The sequence below is a fragment of the Oscillospiraceae bacterium genome (assembly GCA_025757685.1).
GTDB lineage: Bacteria > Bacillota > Clostridia > Oscillospirales > Acutalibacteraceae > CAG-217.
In genome coordinates this window covers 260660-280888 of record CP107220.1, presented here as the reverse complement: position 1 = coordinate 280888, position 20229 = coordinate 260660, and the positions used below count along the sequence as shown (strand labels likewise).

Sequence of the window (20229 nt, the reverse complement as noted above, 5' to 3'; positions counted from 1 at the left end):
GAGCGCAACGGGCTTTCCTGCCGGGTGTTAAAAAGAGCAGACATCATGTCTGCTCTTTTTGTGCAATGAGTTGCGTAGTTTACACGGTGTGGGTGCGCTTTTTCCGGCAGGATACCAAGCAGATGAACGCACCGCCGCTTAGCAGCAATACGGTCACAACGCCGCTGTCCCCACCGGTTTGGGGTGATTTGGCAGCGCCAGACAGTTTGGCCGTTACGGTATCTGCCTGTTTGATCTCTTTGGTAGCCGCGGCATCGGCAAAATATTTGCCGCAGTCTTCACAGTACCAATACTCGATATTGCCCCCGGCAGTCTTTGTCGCCGCCTTTGCGGGGATATGCTCCAGGTCGGTGTGGTTCTTCGGGTCAGGCTCTCCGTAAGCCTTTCCGCAAACCTCGCAAACCGCCCTTTCGGTGCAGGTGGCTGTGCCGCCGGTATGCCCGTCGTTAACCGTTACGGTCATTTCGGCGGTGTTGCCGGCCTTGTCGGTGACAATGATTTTCTGTTCGCCGTCCGCAGGAGAGAGAACAAAGCTGTTGTTTTCATCGAGTGTGACCTCTGTGCCGTTTACGGTGACGGTGTTCACATACTTTTCATCAATGGTGACCGTCTGTGCTTCACAATAGGTCTTGCCGTTTTCTATGCCGCCGATGACCGGCTGAACATTGTCAACTGTTACGCGGTCGGAACGAAGGTATGTTATATTCAGGTTCGGGTCAACAAGCATTGCATAAACAATGTATTCCCCGTTTCGGTCTATGCGAAACGGCTCCTCATATCCGCTAAATACGAGAGATTGAAGTTCCGCCTCTGAAAGATCTCGATCGGTCACCAAATAGGAGATAAACACGGTTCCGCTGTTGTCGGCGGCGTTTATCGTCACCTCCTGCGTATCCTTAAAAAACAGGCCGAAGGTGAGCTTGTTTAAGAATTTCTGCCATTTGTTGGTGCCTATGACAATTTCGCCCGTGGGCTTTTCACAGTCTTTCCATCGTGCTTTGAGCGTTATATTCTCGGCGGGCATGGTCGTGGGAATTTCCCTGTCCCAGCCCATAAAGGTGTAGCCCTCTCTTGTCGGGTCGGCGGGGGCGGTAATATTCGTGCCGTAGTCCTGCGTTATGGTAATATCCGCTTTGCCGTTTTCGGGTTTGACTGTGATGGTATATTGATTGATCTCCCACTTTGCCCAGTATTCCTTATTGCCCGTTCCTGTACCGCCGATTGCCGTAACAGGAGAGCCGGTCAGATTTTCGTTGACATACCAGCCCTTGAACGTGTGGCCTGTATTGGTCATATCGTCGGCTGTCGGGAGTGTTGCGCCCACGCCATAGGTGTATCCGGTGACATTGCCGCTGTTGATGGTGCCGCCGTTGGGGTGCAGTGTGACGGCATAGGTCGGGACTGTCCACTGCACTGTCAGTGCTGTCACATCAGCAGGAACGCTGTCACCGGGAACGTAGAATTTACCGTTGCTTCCGCGCCACATAAAGAAATTGCCTGTATCTCCGTCCGGGCGGGTCAGGTCGTCGGACGCAGGCGCGGTAAAGTCGCTGCCGGTTTTCACGATGATTTGAATATCCTCGGAGCTATTACCCAGCTTGCCGCCGCCAAGGTCGAGGGTAACGGCTTTCAGCCCGTCAGCGCCCAGTGTGTCAGCGTTCAGGACTTCAAGCACGGGGCGGAAACCGACGTACGGAGTGGAGCGCGTAACATAGTTGTGGTTCCAGAGGCGGGCCGAATTGCACCCGCGAACCGCACGATACCACGATTCGTAACTTGATGTGTCCTGCCCCCACGAATATATGTCGTTCCAGTTTTTGACATAGCCGCTGTTCTTGTCCAGCACTGCGTCCCACTCATTGCTTTGGGGCGTACCGCGCTCTGAATCGTCTGAACCGGTAAACCCACTTCCCACAGACGGTGCGCGCAGGGTATAGTCCACGCCGCCTGCGGCATAGTCCTTGCCGAAAATCAAATCTGCGGTGTTCAGGGCATCCCAGCTTACATCATTTGTTACGGCATGATCCGCAATGAACAGGCTGTGGAGATATTTATTCTGCTGTGCATACGCCTGGGTGGTTGCCGTCTCCGATGTGAGCTTGTAGGCGTTCACCGTGCCCACATAGGTAAACGGCACATAGTGCAGGGTGCTGTCCGGCAGATTGCTGTTTACCGTTCCGGGAATATTCATTGTCGACAGGTCGAAATAGTATCTGCCGCCGGGGGCGAGGGTAAACTGCTCGTCAGGCTGATTTTCCACCGTCAGCGTGCCGTTGACCTTGTTAAGCGAATACCGCTCGCCCCAGCCGGATTTGAGGGTGGCAGCGGGAACAACAGTGTAGGTTCCGGGCATATTGCGGGCAGTTGCCGCCGTGACTTCCTCGTTGTTTGCGTCAAGCAGTTGGTAGCCCAGAGCATTGTCCAGTACGGTATCCCGGTCGTCCTTGCGTCCTTCGCTGTTCAGCAGGCCGGTACAGGTCACAAGGTCTGTTGGCAGCGCATTGCCCTCGGTGATGGTTGCGCTGCCAGCCGTCACGGTGAGGGGGCGCGTACGGACAGCACCGCCGGTGACAGCCCCCCTGGAAACTTTAGACGATGCCATTGTCGTATCGGAAACATACAGAAAGTCGATACAAGTTACGCGTGCGCCTGCCTTGATGGCTCGGATGTGGACGGTGTAGATAGACTTCCCCGGTTCGCTGGTGGTGTCGGTGGTCTCTTTATAAATTTCAAACATCTGGGGGTCCTGTATCAGCGCGGACCAGACGCCGTTTTCACCGGGGTTATTCACCCGGCACGTGTAAGTATAGGTATCTCCGTAGAGCAACTCATCATCGAAATAGACCGGTCCCCTAAAGCCTGCATTGAGATACTGGCGCACGGTCAGCGGAGCGGAAATGGGCGCGTAGTCATCGCTGGTGATGGTGACGGTATAGGTCTCTGATTTGGGTACTGGTTCCGTGGTGTTTTCGGTTTTCGTGCAGTTCAGCGTACCGTCGCTGTTTACATTCACACTAACCGGAATGGAGGGAGAAGTAGGCGGCATGACCGCAGTGATTTTCGCTCCCTTTGGCGCCTTGCCCGGCTGGAAGAAATCCGCCGCCGTCCATGTACCATTTAGAACGTCATAGTAGCCGCCGCCATCAGAACTGAGGTGAATCCAGATCACGGGGTCTACCAGATCCTCCGCGCAGTCCGCGGCAAACGCCGTAGTCGGCACAAGGCAGAACAGCATACATAGGGCGAGCAGGATACTGAGTATTCGTTTTTTCATTTCTTACTACCTCCGTTTTCGTATAGGTCGGCTCAGTCAAGAGCAATAATGGTTATGTTGTACTGACTGTCGGTAAAATTGGTATTCTGGAAGAGCATATTTGTATATTGAAATGTCAAAGCAATATCCGCTTCGGAACGGTATATCGTGTTATACGACATACCAAGTCTTGCACCTTGACCGTCATCTATCATACTCACATAGGTTCGCGTCTCAAGCATCATTTCAGAACTGTTATATCCGTCAATGAGTGATGCACCGCACAACTTATAGGTACCGTTAGCGCTGATCATAACCGTTCCGCTGAACACCATACTGTATGTGTGACCTTTTGAAAGGGTGATTGTTTTGCTTGATGCGTCATAGGAGATCAAATCTCCGCTTTCTTTTTTTACATTGAACGGAAGTGGTGTTCCCCAACTGTATACTCTGCCGTTTGCTGCAAAGTACCCGAAGCTTCCGCCGTTCTGACCGGGGTCGCCTTTGTCGCCTTTGTCGCCTTTGTCACCCTTGTCACCCTTGTCGCCCTTGTCTCCTTTTTCGCCTTTTTCGCCTTTTTCGCCGGGGTCGCCCTTTTCTCCCTTTTCGCCGTCTGTGCCGTCAACACCGTCTGTGCCGTCAACACCTGCGGCTTTTACACCGGTGTCGATTTCTCCGATCCACCAGTTGCCGTTTTCGCCGATAAAAGGTGTTTTACCGTCTTTACCGTCCCTGCCGTTTTGTCCGTTTGTTCCGTCCTTACCGGCGGCGCCGTCTTTTCCGTTTATACCATCCTTGCCGTCAACGCCGTCTCTGCCATCCGCACCTTTTAATGCGGTAAGGTCGTAAAGATTCAGCCATATTTCATCATCGACATAACGCCATTGCAGGATGTTTTCATTTACACGGAATTCCGGCGTTTTTCCGTTTGCACCGTCCGTTCCGTTCTGTCCGGCAGGGCCTTCTATATCGGCGATCGCAACAAGGTTCTGCCACTCGCCGCCCTCGTAACGCCACTGTATGTGCGTTTCGGCTCGCTGTACTTCTATATTTTTGGCGTCCACGCCGTCCTTGCCGTTGACGCCGTCTGTGCCGTCTTTACCGTCAATACCGTTTTGCCCGTCTGTACCGTCAACGCCGTTCATACCATCTTTGCCGTTCGTACCGTTTATTCCGTTCTTACCGTCGGTGCCGTTAGAGCCGTCTTTACCGTCCGTGCCGTTCTTTCCGTTTTCTCCGGCAGCACCCGTAAGTTCGGTAAGCGCCACAAGGTCGCGCCAATCGGTTTCATCTCTGTATTTCCACTGAACCGCTGTGGCGTTGTTCCGCACCTCCGGCAATACTGCGTCGGCTTTTGCCGTCTTGCTCCATCCTATGGCAAGCACGATGCAAAGCACCAACAAAGCGGCACAAAGCGCCAAAAGTGTACCTGTGAGTCGTTTTTTTCCTGTTTTCATCTTCTTACCTCCGTTCAAAATTCAAAAATGGGGGCAAAATCGGCAAGAACGGCACCCGGTCAGTTTTTCCAAAATCTATAGTTATTCGTTTCTAATTTTACTGACCGTTCGTTCATACTCAGTATAACATAGCTTCCGGATGAAATCAAGAACTCTCTTATATATAATGGAAAAGAATCAAACCGCCTATTCACAAAGCTGTCCAGCCTGTCGGCTCTATTATCGTGTACTTTTTTTGCCGATACACGCACCGGCAAGGGCAAAAAAATAAAACGCGGCAAGCATCGTAAAGACGCTTGCCGCGTTTATGGTCCGCCCGGAGGGATTCGAACCCCCGGCCTTCAGAATCGGAATCTGCTGCGATATCCAGCTTCGCCACGGGCGGATGTACTTGCCGTAACAGCACTTCATATTATAATTTGAAAAAGCGTTGCCGTCAAGGCTTTCTTGTGTTAAAATTAGAAAAAAGGCAAAATTCCTGAGAACGGAGAACGAATATGAAGTTGACATTCAAGAACGACACCTTTAAGATCCTGCAAATTGCAGATACGCAAGAGGGCCTCAAGGTCAGCCTGGACACCTTGGCGCTGATCAACGCCGCCTTGGATCGAGAGGAGCCGGACCTGGTGGTATACAGCGGTGACCAGATCTGGGGGCGCGGGTTCCACGGTGATGTAAACCAGGTGCGCCGGGTGCTGAAAGAGCTGACCGCCCCGGTGGTGGAGCGGCATCTGCCCTTTGCCATCTGCTTTGGCAATCACGACCGGCAGGTGGGGCTGGACAACCGTGCCCAGTTTGAAATCTACAAAGAGATTCCCGGTTTTATCGGAGAGGATACGCCCGGCGTGGACGGTGTGGGCAACTGCGTGCTGGAGATCGCCGACGGCGACCGGCCCGGCTATCTGCTTTATCTGATCGACAGTCACTCCAGCCTGAAAGTGGGCTACGACCATGTGCACCAAAACCAGATTGACTGGTATCGGGGCGTACGCGACAGCTACGAAAAACAGTATGGCCACACCATTCCCTCCGTTGTTATTCAGCACATTCCCGTGTGCGAGGTGTTTGACCTGCTCACGCAGGTGAAAAAGTCCACCAAAGGCGCGGTACAGGGCTTCCGCACCCACGCCAAGGAGTGGTTTGTGCTGAACAGAAAACGGGTAAACAAAGAGGGCTTTATGAAAGAGTCCCCCGCCGATCCGCAGGAAAACAGCGGCGAGTTTGATGCCTTCTGCGAAAAGGGCGAGGTAAAGGGCCTGTACTTCGGCCACGACCACAACAACGCCTTCCACGGTGACATTCGCGGCATTGATGTGGGCTACACCCAGGGTGCCGGGTTCCATGTGTACGGCCCGGGACTGGATCGAGGCGTGCGCACCATTACGCTGCACCGGGACGGCAGCCTGTCCACCCAAGACCTGCGCTACCGGGACTTGGTAGGCAAAAAGCTGCAAGAGCCGCTGCATTTTGCTTTCTTCCAAATCATGCCCACCAATGTGTACGACGCAATTTCCCGAGCAGTTAAAATTTTTGCCGCCTTGGGCGGTATTGCCATAGTGGCACTGCTGTTGGTACTCTTTCTCGGTAAATAAAGCATAAAAAAGGACCTCTGTGTTTGGCACACAGAGGTCCTTTTCTGTCTGTTTTCTTGTTTAATCTTCCATATCCCGCACAGCGGCAATGCAGCCCACGCTGATATAGCAGGCAAAAATATACAAAGCGGACACAGCCAGGCAGAACACCCGCTCCCCCGCCGAGGTAGCGCCCAGAGTGGTATAAATGGAAATGCCAAAGAGCACCAGCGGCACCACGACGGTCAGCGGCGGACAAGCCTGCAGCACCTCAAGTGGGCCGTAGCTGCCGTCATTGACCAGTGCCGCCACCACAATATGGATGAGCGTGGTCACCAGGAACACCGCCAGCAAATTCAAATACAAGATCTGCTGGGTGCCCATCTCCACCACCGGGAACAGGGACATAAAGTCCCAATGAAACAACCCCACCAGCTGGGTGTACACACCGGCCACCAGCTGAATGGCACCGATAAAATACAAGAAAATCAGCGCAACTTTTTTATTCTCCACGCAAAAAAGCCTCCGTTCCCTGCAAAAATGCGTCCATCTGCGCGTCGGTACCGATGGTAATACGCACATAATTGTCAATCCGCGGCAGGTCAAAATAGCGAATGTAAATATGTCTTTGCTTCAAATAGAGGAACAGTTCCCGCATAGACGCGCCGTCCTTCGTTGCAAAAAGGAAGTTGGTGCGGGATGGCAATACGGAAAAGCCCATCTGCTCCAGCGCCCGGCGCACCCGCTCCCGGGTGGTTATCACCGCCGCCGTGGTCTTGGCAAAATACGCCTCATCATCCATAGCAGCCGCACCGCACAGCAGAGACAAATTGTCCACCGTGTAGCTGTTGTAGGAATTCTTCACTGCTTCCAACACACTGATCAGCTCTGCGCTGCCGATGGCAAAGCCCAGCCGCAGTCCGGCCAGAGAGCGGGATTTTGAAAATGTGCCGCACACCAGCAAATTGGGATAGTCCGCCAGCAGCGGCACGGCACTGACGCCGCCAAAGTCCGCATAGGCCTCATCAATAATCACCACAGCATCCCGGTTGCCCTCCAAGAGCGCCTGCACAAAGGGCAGGTCCTCACCGATAGAGGTGGGGGCATTGGGATTGGGCAGCACCACGCCGCCGTTAGGCGCCGCGTAATCCGCCGGATCTATGCGAAAATCCGCTGTCAGCGGGTAGGTCACAAAAGGAATGTGAAACAGCCGGCACCACACCGGGTAAAAGCTGTAAGTAATATCCGGAAAGGCAATGGGTTTGTCGCTGTTAAAAAAGGACTGAAAAGCCAGTGCCAGCACATCGTCCGAGCCGTTGCCCACAAATACCTGCTCCGGCGCCACGCCGTAGTGGCGGGCAATGGACGCCTTGAGCAGCCGGGCGTTGGCGTCCGGGTACAGGCACAGCGCTGCCGGGTCGTAACTGCGCAGTACCGCCTCCACGCCGGGGGCCGGTGGATACGGGTTCTCATTGGCATTGAGCTTGATCCGATCCGGGTCGCTGCTTTGCTCCCCGGGCACATACGGCTCAATCTGCCGCAAATTCTGTTTCCAAAGTTGCTCCATAATCAAATACCTCGGCTTTATTTTACCACAAAGTCTAAAGCGGCGCAATAAACGCAAAAACAAATTTTTTTGCATTTGCAGCACAATTTTGCAGCACTTTGCCGTACACAAAACCGCAGCGTATAAACGCAAATATCAAAACACGGCAAAAAACGCAAACAACTTGTCACACTTTGCAAGAAATGATACACTGTTACAGTAGTGGCACCCGGGTCGCTGCCAAATCAGAAAAGAAGGAGATTCTGTTATGAAGCACCGCACTTCCATAGCGGCAGCACTATTGCTGCTTATGTTTTTGCTCAGCAACACCTGCACAGCCTATGCTGCAGAAAATTTAACATTAAAGCGCACCACCGTTGCGCTGGGCTTAGGCGAAAAAGCCGCTTGTATTCAATTCAATAATTCTCGTATCCACCCTACCGACTGCACCTATCGCTCAGCAAACACAAGCGTACTGGCCGTTAGCAAATCCGGCGTGGTTACCGCCAAGAAAATCGGTACAGCCAAAGTGACCGTGCGTTACGGACGCCAAACTGCCGCTTGCACCGTTACGGTTAAGGCCGCTCCCACCAAATTAGCCGTTAAAGGCGGCGATGTGATTATCCAAAAGGGTGCCAACAACCATAAGATAAAGCTGCAATTTGCCCGTGGCACCGCAGCCTACACCGTTACATACAAAACCCGGGATTCTGCCATTGCCACAGTCACTCCGCAAGGCTACATTACCGGCAAAGCCAACGGCAAGACCCAACTGACCGTACGCACCTATAATGGTGTTACGGCACAGATTACCGTTCGCGTACAAAACAAGGCGCTGCCGCTGAATGCAAATGCCGCACAGTTAGCCTTAGACCACAACCATGTGACCCAAGTGGTTTATGGCAAATCCGTACAAAATCGCAATTTGGAAGGCTATATCATCACCCCGGCAAACGGCAAGTACAAAAAGACGCTGTTTATTGACTTTGCCATCCACGGCTTTGAGGACGATTATGCCAGAGACGGGCAGCGTCTGACTGCCATTGCCAACCACTTGATAGCCCACTTTGCTTCCCACCCGAAGGAATTGGGCAATTACCGATTGGTTATTGTACCCTGCGCCAATCCGGACGGTGCCATTGCCGGCAAAAACGCACAACGCTCCGGCAAGAATGCCTTTGGGCGCTGCACCGCCGCGCATATTGATATAAACCGGGATTTTGGTCCGTTTAAGGGCAAAGAGACCCGTGCCCTGCGAGACTTTATTCTCCGCAGCAAGCCCAATGTGTACATCAATGCCCACGGCTGGCTTAACGAAACCTTAGGCACCAAAAAGCTGTGCCAAATCGTCAATCGCACCCTGCACTTAAACAAAATGAAAGACGGCGTCTATGCCGCAAACGAAGGCTACGCCATCGGTTGGGTACACAAAAAGCTGAACATTCCCTGCTGTTTGCTGGAATACAAGGCTCCAAACGCCCTGCACACCAAGGACAATGTTCGTATGATACGGGAAATTATCAAAGCGTATGCGTAAAGCAAAAGGGCGTCTGCTGTAAGCAGGCGCCCTTTTTATCGGGTTTGTTCAGTCAAATAATTCCGGTACCGCTTCCGCTGCCGTCGGGTCGTCCAGGGTCTCCACCCGGCACAGGTGCTTTTGAATGATGTGGTTACGGTGATCCGCCTCGTCCAGCACCTTGCCGGCCTCATCCACCTTTTTGCGTGCCTTTTGCAGCAGGTCGCCGAACTTCTCATACTGCATTTTAGCAGCGCCCAGCACCTGCCACACCTCCGTGGCTTTGCGGTTGATGGCCAGGGTGCGAAAACCCATCGCCAGCGCATTAAGCAGCGCTGTCACCGTGGTGGGCCCGGCCAGCAAAATGCCCTGCTGCTGCAGCTTCTCCGCCAGTCCGCTGCGACTGCCCAGAATCTGCGCATACAGCCCCTCGGTGGCCAAATACAGCACCGCAAAGGGTGTGGTCTCCGGGGCAGAAATGTACTGACGCACCAGCTTGGCCTCGTCACGCACCCGCTGCTCCAGCGCCTTTTGGGCGCTTTCCATGCCTTGTCGATCCCCGGCCTGAGCCGCTGCGGTCAAGCGTGCATAATCCTCCATAGGAAATTTGGAATCAATGGGCAGCCAGGCATGACCGCTGCCGTCCGCCGCCGGGATCCGCACCGCAAACTCTACGCGACCGTTATACTTGGGATTGGTGGCCACATTGGTGTCATACATACCCGGCACCGTCTGGTCTAAAATATTGCCCAGCTGCACCTCCGCCCAGGTGCCTCGGCTCTTTACATTGGTCAGCACCCGATTCAACCCGTTGACGCTTTCCGTTACCCCGGAGGACAGCTTTTGCATTTCGCCCAGGCTCTTGTACACGCTCTCCAGCTGCTGGGACACAGTCTGGAACGAGGCATTCAGCCGTGTGTTCAGGGTGCCGGTCAGTTTTTCGTCCACCGTTTGACGCATTTGGTCCAGCTTTTGCTCATTGCTCTTTTGCATCTCTGCCATAAAGGCACCCAACCGCCGGGTTTGGCTGTCGCTTTGGTTCTGGACCAGCTCCAGCAGCTTCACCTGCTGACGGTAGTTATCCTCCCGCAGAGTCTGCACTGCCGCTTCCAACCGCTCTATTTGGGCACGGCGCTCATTGTCCTGGGCTTGCAGCTGCCGCGCCAGCAGCTCCGTTTGGTGCCCTGCATCCCCACTGCGGCGGCGCAGCAGCAAAATAATGATCGCCACCTGCAGCACAAAAAGCACCGCAAATATAATCAAATTGATTGCATCCATTCCTCTACCTCCTTGGTAAAAAGCATACCATAAAATGCGCCTGCATACAAGCTGCCGTCCGTTTTTTGGGACTTGCACACCCTGCGGCAGCTGTGCTATACTGGAGCCAAAGGAGCTCGCTATGATCACCACGATTTTTTTAGATTTAGACGATACGCTGTTCAGCTTTCAGCAGGCGGAACAAGTGGCACTGGAGGAAACCATGCGCCACTACACCCTGCCCTATTCAGATGAGATTTTGGCTCTGTACAGTGCCGGTAACGACGCCCAGTGGAAGTTGCTGGAGCAAGACAAAATTCAACGATCGGAGATCGGCTACCACCGCTTTGACCTGCTGCTGACCCACCTGGGCAGCGACCTGGATCGGGAGGAAGTGAACCACTACTATATGGAACGGCTGAGCAGCCGCCACTTCTTTCTCCCCGGAGCAGAAGAACTGCTCTCCGCCCTCCATGGGCGCTATACCCTGTGTCTGGCCTCCAACGGCACCGGCTGGGTACAGGAAGGGCGGCTGAAAAACAGCGGCATTTTGCCTCTGCTGGACCGGGTGTTTATCTCCGAGTACCTGGGTGCCAATAAGCCCCAGCTGGGCTTTTTCGACGCTTGCTTTGCCAGCCTGCCTGGCGTAAAGCGCAGCGAGAGCCTGATGCTGGGCGACAGTCTGACCTCCGATATGCTGGGCGGCAAAATCGCCGGTATGCACACCTGCTGGTACAACCCGAACCGCCTGCCCCTCCCCTCCGACGGCACCGTAGAATACCAGATCCACCGCCTACCGGATCTGCTCCCCTTGCTGGAGAAGCTGTAATACTGCACAATCTGCAGGAATGGAACAAAAAAACGCACAGGCAGTTTGTCTGTGCGTTTTTGTATGCCCGGGTTTGGAAGAGCGGAGATTGCATCTTGACAAAGGGGCGGTGAATTGGGTACTATAAGATTGGAAATTTGGCGCGAGCGCGCGGGAATACAGGAGGGGTTCTATGAAGATCACGGTACTTGGCGGAGGCGGTGTGCGCTCCATGTTCCTGGCAAAAAGCATTGCCCAAAAGGCAAAGCGGCTGGGGATCGACGAACTGTGTTTTATGGACAATGACGAGGAAAAGCTGCGCATCTACGGCGGTATGGCGGCGCATGTGGCGCGCCTGCTGTGCCCGGAAATGCGCTTTTCCCTCACTGCCGACCCGGTGGAAGCGGCACAGGACGCGGACTATGTAATCACCACCATTCGGGTGGGGCAGGATGAAATGCGAGCCAAGGACGAGCGCATTGCCCTGGATCACGGGGTACTGGGGCAAGAGACCACCGGCGCTGCCGGGTTGTCCTTTGCCATGCGCAGCGTACCGGCACTGGCTGCCTACTGCGAACTGATTAAGAAATATGCGAAGCCGAGCGTAAAGGTATTCAACTTTACAAATCCGGCCGGGGTCGTGTCCCAAACCCTGCGGGATATGGGCTACGATTTTACCTACGGCATTTGCGACGCACCCTCCGGCATGCTCCGCTCCTTTGCCCTGCTGTACGGGGCGAACCCGGCGAACATTACCGGCGAGGTGTACGGGCTCAACCACCTGTCCTACTTCAAAAGCATCACCATAAACGGCAAAGAGATTCTGCACGATCTGATCGAGAACGATGACGCCTACAAGAACAGCGATATGCGCTACTTCTCTAAAGAACTACTGCGGGATCGGGGCGCGGTGCTCAACGAATATCTCTACTACTTCTACTACCGGGAACAGGCGGTGGCCAATATTCTGAAAGCGCCCCAGACCCGTGGTGAACAGATTTTGGATATCAACCGGCAAATGACCGCCCAGCTGCGCCAAATGGATATTGAAAACGATTTTGAGGGCTGCCTGGCGGTATTCAATAAATGGTACGGTATGCGAGAGTGCAGTTATATGGCCAGCGAAACCGGCGAGAAACGCAGCCAGCCCTGGCACTTTAATATTTATGAAGAAGACGACGGCGGCTACGCCGGTGTGGCGCTGAAATTCATAGAAAACGCCCAAAGCGGCCAAACCGGCCCCATGATCCTGTGCGTGCCAAACGGCAACGCCATAGACGGCCTGCGGCCGGACGATGTAGTGGAGGTCACCTGTGAGGTGGGGCCAAAGGGCTGCACGCCCCATCGGATCGGCGCCGTAGACGAGCAAAATCTGGAGCTGATCCGCCGAGTGAAGAACTACGAGCGTCTGGCCTCCAAAGCCATTCGGGAGAAAAGCCGCGCCGCCGCCGTGCAGGCCCTGACCCTGCACCCGCTGGTAAACAGCTATTCCCTGGCCTGTGCCCTGACCGACGCCTACATTGCCCACAACAAAGACTACTGTGACGGCTGGCACTAAAATCGGAATACAGAAATAAAAGACCGAGTAAACACCTGCGCCTGTTAGACGCCGGCAATACCCGGTCTTTTCCTATTCTTTTTACTTATTCTACTGCGGTCAAGCGGACGATTTGATTATAATCGGCACCACGCACATAGACAGGCAAACCCACTTCCATGAGGAAGGCGCCGCCTTTCTTATACGCCACGCCGTCCAATGTAAAAGCATACGCCCTGTCCGGCGCCAAGCCCGCAAAGCGTAGGTTCATCTTCTTTTTAAAGAACCGGGTGCCCCGGGCACTTAGGAACAAAACCGCCTGCATTTTGTCCCGGCTGACATACTGATTGCAAAGCACCTGGTCCCGATCCGCATCCAGGATCCGATACAGGTCGCCGAACTGCACCAGCGGGCGGATCTCCTTATACAGCGCCACATTGCGGCGGCAGATCTCCAGTTCTTCCGGACTGTACTTCTCCAAATTACCGCCCAGACCCAACGCCCCCTGCATGGCGATATGAAAGCGGAAGTCCAGGGAGCAGGGCTTGTTGATCCCGGCAATATCCGTTACCCACGCTCGCATAGTCTTAATGGGGTGGAGCATGGAATAGCCTTTTTGTATGGTCATCCGGTCAATGCCGTCTGTATTATCGCTGGTCCACACCTGGTCAAAGTGACTGATGGCTCCTAAATCGCACCGACCTCCGCCGGAGGCACAGCTTTCAAATTGCACCGCCGGGTGACGGCGTTTCAGATCATCCACGATCCGATACACTGCCATGGTGTGCAGATAAGAATACATTTTGGGATCCGCCAAATTCTCCGCCCCAACCTGGGAGAACGGCCGGTTCATATCCCACTTGATATAGCGGATATTGTGATCCGTCAGCAGCCGATCCAGGCAATCTAAAATATACGCCTGCACATCGCTGCGGGTCATATTCAGCACCAGCTGATGGCGCAACTCATCTGCGTGACGGTGTGGGAAGTGATAAGTCCAGTCCGGGTGGGCACGGTAAAGGTCGCTGTCCGGGTTCACCATCTCCGGCTCCACCCACAGACCGAAATCCATACCCAGGGCGTTTACATTGCCGATCAGTTCGTCCAGGCCGCCCGGGAACTTTGCCGGGTTCACAAACCAGTCCCCCAGCCCGGCACGGTCGTTGTTGCGGGCACCGAACCAGCCGTCATCCATCACAAACAGCTCCACCCCGATCCCTGCGGCAATCTCCGCCAAGCGGGTCTGGCCCGCCACATTTACATTAAATTCCGTGGCCTCCCAAGAATTATACAGCACCGGCAGCGTCTCTGCCCGGAACCCGGACGGCAACAAATGTTCCAAGCAAAAGCGGTTCATTTGGCGAGACATTTCGCCCAATCCCTCCGTCTTGCCGCAGTACACCGGCGGGGTCTCCAAGTGCGCCCCCGGCTCTAAAGTGTGAGAAAAATCAAAGTCGTTCATACCCAGACTCACCCGGGTAATACCGTACAGATCCCGACCGGCAATTACCTTAAAATTGCCGCTGTACGCCAGGGAGCCAAAGTACACTGCGCCCCGGGTCTCCGTGGCACCGCGGTGGGCGATAAAATACGGCGACTGATTATGATTGGACGCGCCACGGTGGCTCTCATACACCAAATTGCCCCCATCCAGCACCGTGCGGCAGGGCAGAAATTCACCGCCCCAAGCACCGTTGGTATTCTCAAAAGTATACGGATCCATACCGGGCAGAGAGAACCCGGCACTAAACAGCCGCTCAAAGGAAATCGGCGCAGAGCCGGTGTTCTCCACCTCCACCCAGCGCTTGATGATATCCAGCCCCGGATACACCTGGTAGCCCAGGCGCACCTGCAAGGGATAGTACATATCTTCAAACGCAACGCGCAGGGTATCGTCCTCCAGCCGATAGCCGGTGTAGCGCAGCGCCACCTCCCGGCAGCCGTCTGCAAACTGTGCCTTTAGGTCACAGGTGCGGTACACGGTGGATCCAAAGGGAGTCAGCTCCTGTCGGTATTCGTCCAGCATGGAATGATTGGAGTTTTCGTCACCGATCTCCGTAAAAGCATAATCCGCCGGGTCACACTTGGCACCCCAGTGCAAATGCCGATTATACCCTGCCGAGTCAATGCCGAACACATAGTGGGTGTTCTCCGTCTCCAGCACAAAAATGCGATTTTCTTTTAAGTAAAAAATCATCTTTCGCCCTCCGGGTTCTTTTACAAGTATCTACACTATACCATACCTCCCCGTACAGAGCAATGGCAATTCTCCCACTTGCCACCCAAAAGATCCCACTATGTAAAGCCGTACAACCGTTTTGGATTGCAAATCAAAAACTTAGCAAAGTGCACAAATCACAAGCCGAGTATTGACATTTTATACAAAATATATTGTAATCAACTTGATTTTTTGTGCAATATGAGTTATGATGGCATTGGCCGTTTACACGCAAAATTCGCCACGCATGCCCTACTCGGCCGGCACGACGGCTGATGGAGAAAAAATATGAAAGCAATCGGCATTCTGTTGGCAGTGACCGCCGCAGCGGTGGTGCTGCTGTTTTTCGTATGCGGCTTTATTTTTAACCAGCTGGTATGGCGCAAAACCGTGTCCGTACCCCGCTGGATCACAGACCGCATTGCCGGCAACGCCATGCCGGACGCGTATGAAAAAAAGAACAACGCTGCCGTGGCAGCTTTTTCGCAGCTGCCGATTCGATCGGTGGAACTGCACACGCCGGACGGTGCACGACTGGCAGCCAAAGTGCTGACTCCGGAGAAGCCCAACGGCCGCCTACTGATCGCCTGCCACGGCGCACGCAGCTGCGGCACCGGCGAATTTGCCCTTATGGCGCCTTATCTGTATAAAAAAGGCTATACGGTACTGTTTCCGGATCACCGGGGCTGCGGCGAAAGCGACGGCAAATATATGGGCTACGGAACCCACGAGAGCCGGGACACCCTGCTTTGGCTGGACTATGCAAAGATCCATTATCCGGACCTGCCGGTATTTTTGCTTGGGGTATCCATGGGCGGTGCCACAGTTCTGATGATGAGCGACAAGGTGGACCCGGCGCAAGTAAAAGGCATCATTGCCGACTGCGCTTACACCAGCGCCTGGGCGGAATTCCGCTACCAACTGCGCACCTCGTTCCATCTGCCGCCCTTTCCCATTCTGCACATTTGCAATCTATACTGTAAGCTGTTTGCCGGCTATTCCTTCCACCAAGCTGCGCCGATTGCGGCGGTAGCCAAAGCCCGGGTGCCGGTACTGTTTATCCACGGCAAGAAGGACGACTTTGTGCCTTTCTTTATGCGGGATCAACTCTATAACGCCTGCCCCACGGAAAAGGCAAAGCTGACCGTACCGGCAGCCGTCCACGCCAGGAGCTACTACACCGACCCTACTGCCTATCAGTTGGCGCTGGAGCGGTTTACAGAGAATTGCCTGGCACCTAAAGCATAAATCACCGCCTGTGGCGGACAAGAATACAAACCGTTTCCATTCATAAAAAGAAGGGGGATATGCTATGGAACAAACGGAACTGAAAGAGCGACGCTATGTAGGCGTTCGCGAAACCTTGATCTACGGCGTTGCCAACGGCGGCCAGGTGATCGGCTACAACTTGGTGCGTATGCAGCTGACCTTTTTCCTGGTCACTGTATTCGGCATACCCGGCCAGGCCGTGTCGCTGATGATCTTCTTTATGGGGATCTGGGACACCATGAACGACCCGATCATGGGCACCATTGTAGACAAGACCCGTACCCGCTACGGTAAGCTGCGGCCTTATCTGCTCTTTGTACCCATTCCGCTGGGTGTCGCCACCATTCTCTTTTTCGGCGGCGCGGAGTTTTTGCGCGGGGTGGAGTCTACCACCGCCAAGATCGTCTACATGTGTATCACCTATTTTATTTGGGAGTTCTTTTACACCATTGGTGATATTCCCTTTTGGGGAATGTCGGCAGCCATCTCGCCGAACCCCAAGGATCGCAGCCGGGTCATTACCTCGGCCCGCCTGATCTCCGGTGCCATCGGCGGCCTGGTGGGTCCGGTTATCTCCATCTTCATTGACCTGCAAAAGAGCGGCAAGATCGGCATGGATATGCGGCAGCTATTCTTTATCTTGGGCATTGTGGCCGGCACATTCGGTATGGGTCTGTTCTCCCTGGCCGGGCTGTGCACCAAAGAACGGGTGATGCAGCAAAGCGAGGAGCCAAAAATCTCCGACTGCTTTAAGTGCCTGGTAAAGAACAAGCCGCTGCTGCTGATCGTGTGCTCCAATGTGCTGGGCACTGTGGAGAGCATTGCAGACGCCTTTACCCAGTATTTTTATCTCTTTACCCTGGGCAGCGCCAGTCTGTCCATTGTGGCGGGTATTCCCGGCACGGTTACCGGATTTTTGGCCTATACCTTTATTCCGGCGCTGGAACGGCGCTGGACCTCCAAGCAGATCGTCATTCGTGCGGTGATCGTCAAGGCTGTGGTATCCAGCGCCATCTTCCTGATCGGCGCCCACTGGTATCGTGATCCCCGGGTGATCGTGCCGCTGATGATGGTGTGGGGCGTGTTTAACTCCGCCATAAGCAGCATAAAAATGGTGATCCCCACCAAAATGATCGGCGACACGGTGGACTATATGGAATGGAAAACCAAGGAGCGCAGCGAAGGCACCTCTTTCTCTCTGCTCACTTTCGTCAGTAAGCTCACCGGCTCTTTGGCCACCGCCGTGTCCGCAGCGCTGATCCCGGTGATCGGACTGCAACAGGTGAACCAAGATATGGTGCTGCCGGAGGGCGGCGAGTTGAATACCCGTTTCCTGCTTTGGGCCATTGTGACCATCATTCCCGCCGTGCTGAATCTGTTGTCCCTGATCCCGTTTATTTTCTACGACCTGGAGGGCGAAAAGCTGGACACCATCCACCGGGAGCTGGCACAGCGGAGAGAAAACCTGACCGGCGCTGCCGCAGACGCAGAATAAGGAGGAGCTTATGGAAAACAAATGCCCCAAGTGCGGTGCCAAGCTAAGCGTATTCTACTTAAAGCCGGAATGCCCAAAGTGCGGCTGCAATATTATGAACTACAATATGGAAGAGCGACTGGAAGCGGACGCCGACAAGGCAGAGGCCGAGTGGGCCAAGGCGGAAAAGTTGCTGGCCAAATTCAAAAAGAAAAAGAAAACAGATAAGGAGGAACCCAAAGATGAAAACCCTGCGTAACGCCCTGACTGCCCTGTTGACCGCCCTGCTGATTTTGGGCACTCTGCCCTTTACGGCGCTGGCTGCGGACAAAACGGCCGGCGCGCCCCTGCAATTCAAAAACGGCAAATTCAAAATTTTAATCTTAGCCGATATTCAAGACACCAACACCCCCCAGCAGGCCACCGTGGACCTGATGAACAACGCCATTGACCAGACGAAGCCGGACTTTATCGCCCTGACCGGTGACAATATTGCCGGTTGGTGGAAGGGGGTCACCCCGGAGGAGACCAAGGCGGCGGTGGATATTGTGGGCAAAGCCATTAACGACCGCAAGATCCCCTTTGCCCTGGTGTTCGGCAACCATGACCACGAGGGGCTGTGTGACGAGCAAAACGGCATGACCGAAGAGCAGGCCAAAAAGCAACTGATGGCCTGGTTCCAAGCCTACGAATACTGTATGGCGGTGGACGGTGAGGAGATGACCGGCGTGGGCAACTACAACCTGCCCATTCTCAACACCGCCGGGAACAAAACCGTCTTTAATCTGTGGTTTATGGACTCCAATCCTTATACGGACGAAAGCGAGGGCGGCGGCTACGGCTATGTGCACAAGGATCAGATCGACTGGTACGAGCGCACCTCTAACGCCTTAAAGGCGGAGAACGACGGCAAGCCCGTCCCCTCTCTGCTGTTCCAGCATATTGTGGTGCCGGAGGTGTACGATATGTTTACCGAAGTGTCCAAGGGTACCAAAGGCGCCGTGCGAGGCAACGCCAACCACACCAGCCAGTATTATGTGACCAACCCGGATTACATCGATGCCGGCCACCTGAACGAGGGTCCCTGCCCCGCCAATACCGCCAATGACGGCCAGCTGGACAGTTGGGTCAAGCAGGGCGATATTTTAGGCGCGATCTTTGGCCACGACCATGTGAACGACTACGCCGGTACATATAAAGGCATTCGCCTGTTGGCTGCGCCTGCCGTCACCTTTTACAGCTACGGCAATTACCGGGGTGTGCGCACCATTGACCTGGATGAAAGCAACCTGACTACGTTCCAAACCCAGGTGATCCCCGCCGACAAGCTGATGGATTATACAGTGAAGAACCCCTATATCCGAGAGCATGGCTATTATGAATATAAGAGTGTTTTTATTCCCGCACTGTGCGGCGGCATTGCCGGCCTGGCGGCGCTGACCGCGGTTATCATTGTACTGGTAAAAGTCATTAAAAAGCATAAAGCCAAAAAGTAAAATCAATAATATAAAAAAGCAGCAGCCATCGACCAAAAGCCGATGGCTGCTTTTTTACGCCTAAAATCAATCGCAATCCTTATCCATTCCGTCGCAGGCAGGGGGGCACTTCACAGGGTTCGCAGAAATGCCAGCACCAGGTGGGCCAGTTTAGGACTGTGGACGATATAAGTACCATGGCCCTCATGGGGCAATTCTTGCAACCGGGCGCCGGGAATGGCGGCGGCAATAGCGCGGCTGTCTGCCGGGCGGATCATATCGTGGGCGCCGCACAACACCAGTGTAGGCACCTGAATACGCCCTAACATAGCCGGGGAGATCTGGGGCTGACAGAGCATCATTTTGGTCCGCGGTTCCCGGCACACCAGGTAACGAAGCGCCATACCCAGGCGCACCGGCCACTTCAGCCCTGCCGGGGTGGTATTGGCGCCGCAGGCGATCAGCGCACCGGGCAATTCCGGCGCCCGGATTGCTGCCAGCAGCGCCACGATTCCCCCATCCGAAAAGCCGCAGATCACCGGCTTTTCCAACTTTAATGCTTTTGAAAATGCCAGCACGTCTGCCGCCATTAAGTCATAACTTAGGGGCACATTGCGGCTGCTTTTGCCGTGGCAGCGGCTGTCAATGGTGTAGACGGTGTAATGAGGGGCCAATACTTCTGCGGTACGGTCAAAAATGCGTCCATCCTCCCCATTGCCGTGGAGCAGCACCAGCGGCGGCCCGCTGCCCTGCTTTTCATAATATAATATCACGCCGTTGACCTGTACATTCATGACCGATCCTCCAACTTACTGTTGACCTACAAGACAAAGCAAGATATAATAGAG

General features: G+C 54.3%; 15 protein-coding genes and 1 tRNA gene. 8 read left to right on the top strand and 8 right to left on the bottom strand.

The genetic code is table 11. The features are described from left to right. Positions 1–79 precede the first annotated feature (79 nt). The 3 genes from OGM59_01205 to OGM59_01195 all read right to left on the bottom strand — a co-directional run bounded on the left by OGM59_01205 (position 80) and on the right by OGM59_01195 (position 5095). Positions 80–3169, bottom strand: a complete 3090-nt coding sequence (locus OGM59_01205) for an InlB B-repeat-containing protein (GenBank protein ID UYI91115.1) — start codon at positions 3167–3169, stop codon at positions 80–82. A gap of 137 nt (positions 3170–3306) precedes the next feature. Further along, a complete protein-coding gene (locus tag OGM59_01200; GenBank protein ID UYI91114.1) occupies positions 3307–4710 on the bottom strand; it encodes a hypothetical protein in 1404 nt (467 codons plus the stop codon). A gap of 308 nt (positions 4711–5018) precedes the next feature. Beyond that, positions 5019–5095 (bottom strand) — tRNA-Arg (locus tag OGM59_01195). 112 nt (positions 5096–5207) lie between these two features. Here OGM59_01195 and OGM59_01190 point away from each other — a divergent pair. Then, positions 5208–6302: a metallophosphoesterase family protein gene (locus OGM59_01190; protein ID UYI91113.1), complete on the top strand. Its 1095-nt coding sequence runs from the start codon at positions 5208–5210 to the stop codon at positions 6300–6302. Between the two features lie 60 nt (positions 6303–6362). On the opposite strand, the gene OGM59_01185 is transcribed toward OGM59_01190, so the two are convergent. Together OGM59_01185 and OGM59_01180 are read right to left on the bottom strand one after the other, a co-directional pair. Continuing rightward, a complete protein-coding gene (locus tag OGM59_01185; protein ID UYI91112.1) occupies positions 6363–6794 on the bottom strand; it encodes a hypothetical protein in 432 nt (143 codons plus the stop codon). Then, entirely contained in the window at positions 6784–7848 is a 1065-nt protein-coding gene (locus OGM59_01180) for a histidinol-phosphate transaminase (GenBank protein ID UYI91111.1), read from the bottom strand. The genes OGM59_01185 and OGM59_01180 overlap by 11 nt, the downstream gene beginning before the upstream one ends. Positions 7849–8095: 247 nt before the next feature. Between OGM59_01180 and OGM59_01175 the strand changes: the two genes are divergently transcribed. Beyond that, positions 8096–9364, top strand: a complete 1269-nt coding sequence (locus tag OGM59_01175; GenBank protein ID UYI91110.1) for a M14 family zinc carboxypeptidase — start codon at positions 8096–8098, stop codon at positions 9362–9364. Positions 9365–9412: 48 nt separating this feature from the next. Here the strand turns inward: OGM59_01175 and OGM59_01170 are convergent, their stop codons facing one another. Continuing rightward, a complete protein-coding gene (locus tag OGM59_01170; GenBank protein ID UYI91109.1) occupies positions 9413–10621 on the bottom strand; it encodes a DNA recombination protein RmuC in 1209 nt (402 codons plus the stop codon). Positions 10622–10742: 121 nt separating this feature from the next. Here OGM59_01170 and OGM59_01165 point away from each other — a divergent pair, with 121 nt between their 5' ends. After that, positions 10743–11429, top strand: coding sequence for a YjjG family noncanonical pyrimidine nucleotidase (locus tag OGM59_01165; GenBank protein ID UYI91108.1), 687 nt, complete (start codon positions 10743–10745; stop codon positions 11427–11429). A gap of 172 nt (positions 11430–11601) precedes the next feature. After that, positions 11602–12966, top strand: coding sequence for a 6-phospho-beta-glucosidase (locus OGM59_01160; protein ID UYI91107.1), 1365 nt, complete (start codon positions 11602–11604; stop codon positions 12964–12966). A gap of 85 nt (positions 12967–13051) precedes the next feature. On the opposite strand, the gene OGM59_01155 is transcribed toward OGM59_01160, so the two are convergent. After that, entirely contained in the window at positions 13052–15142 is a 2091-nt protein-coding gene (locus OGM59_01155) for an alpha-galactosidase (protein UYI91106.1), read from the bottom strand. A gap of 309 nt (positions 15143–15451) precedes the next feature. On the opposite strand from OGM59_01155, the gene OGM59_01150 reads away from it, so the two are divergent. The 4 genes from OGM59_01150 (at position 15452) to OGM59_01135 (ending at position 19402) form a co-directional block, all read left to right on the top strand. Next, on the top strand, positions 15452–16411 hold the full coding sequence (locus tag OGM59_01150; GenBank protein UYI91105.1) for an alpha/beta fold hydrolase: 960 nt from the start codon (positions 15452–15454) through the stop codon (positions 16409–16411). Between the two features lie 64 nt (positions 16412–16475). Continuing rightward, positions 16476–17927, top strand: a complete 1452-nt coding sequence (locus tag OGM59_01145; GenBank protein ID UYI91104.1) for a glycoside-pentoside-hexuronide (GPH):cation symporter — start codon at positions 16476–16478, stop codon at positions 17925–17927. Between the two features lie 10 nt (positions 17928–17937). Next, positions 17938–18165: a hypothetical protein gene (locus OGM59_01140; GenBank protein UYI91103.1), complete on the top strand. Its 228-nt coding sequence runs from the start codon at positions 17938–17940 to the stop codon at positions 18163–18165. After that, complete coding sequence (locus OGM59_01135) at positions 18149–19402, top strand: metallophosphoesterase family protein (GenBank protein ID UYI91102.1); 1254 nt, start codon at positions 18149–18151, stop codon at positions 19400–19402. Before OGM59_01140 ends, OGM59_01135 begins: the two co-directional genes overlap by 17 nt. Before the next feature lie 110 nt (positions 19403–19512). Here the strand turns inward: OGM59_01135 and OGM59_01130 are convergent, their stop codons facing one another. Continuing rightward, positions 19513–20175: an alpha/beta hydrolase gene (locus OGM59_01130; protein ID UYI91101.1), complete on the bottom strand. Its 663-nt coding sequence runs from the start codon at positions 20173–20175 to the stop codon at positions 19513–19515. Between the last annotated feature and the right edge of the window lie 54 nt (positions 20176–20229).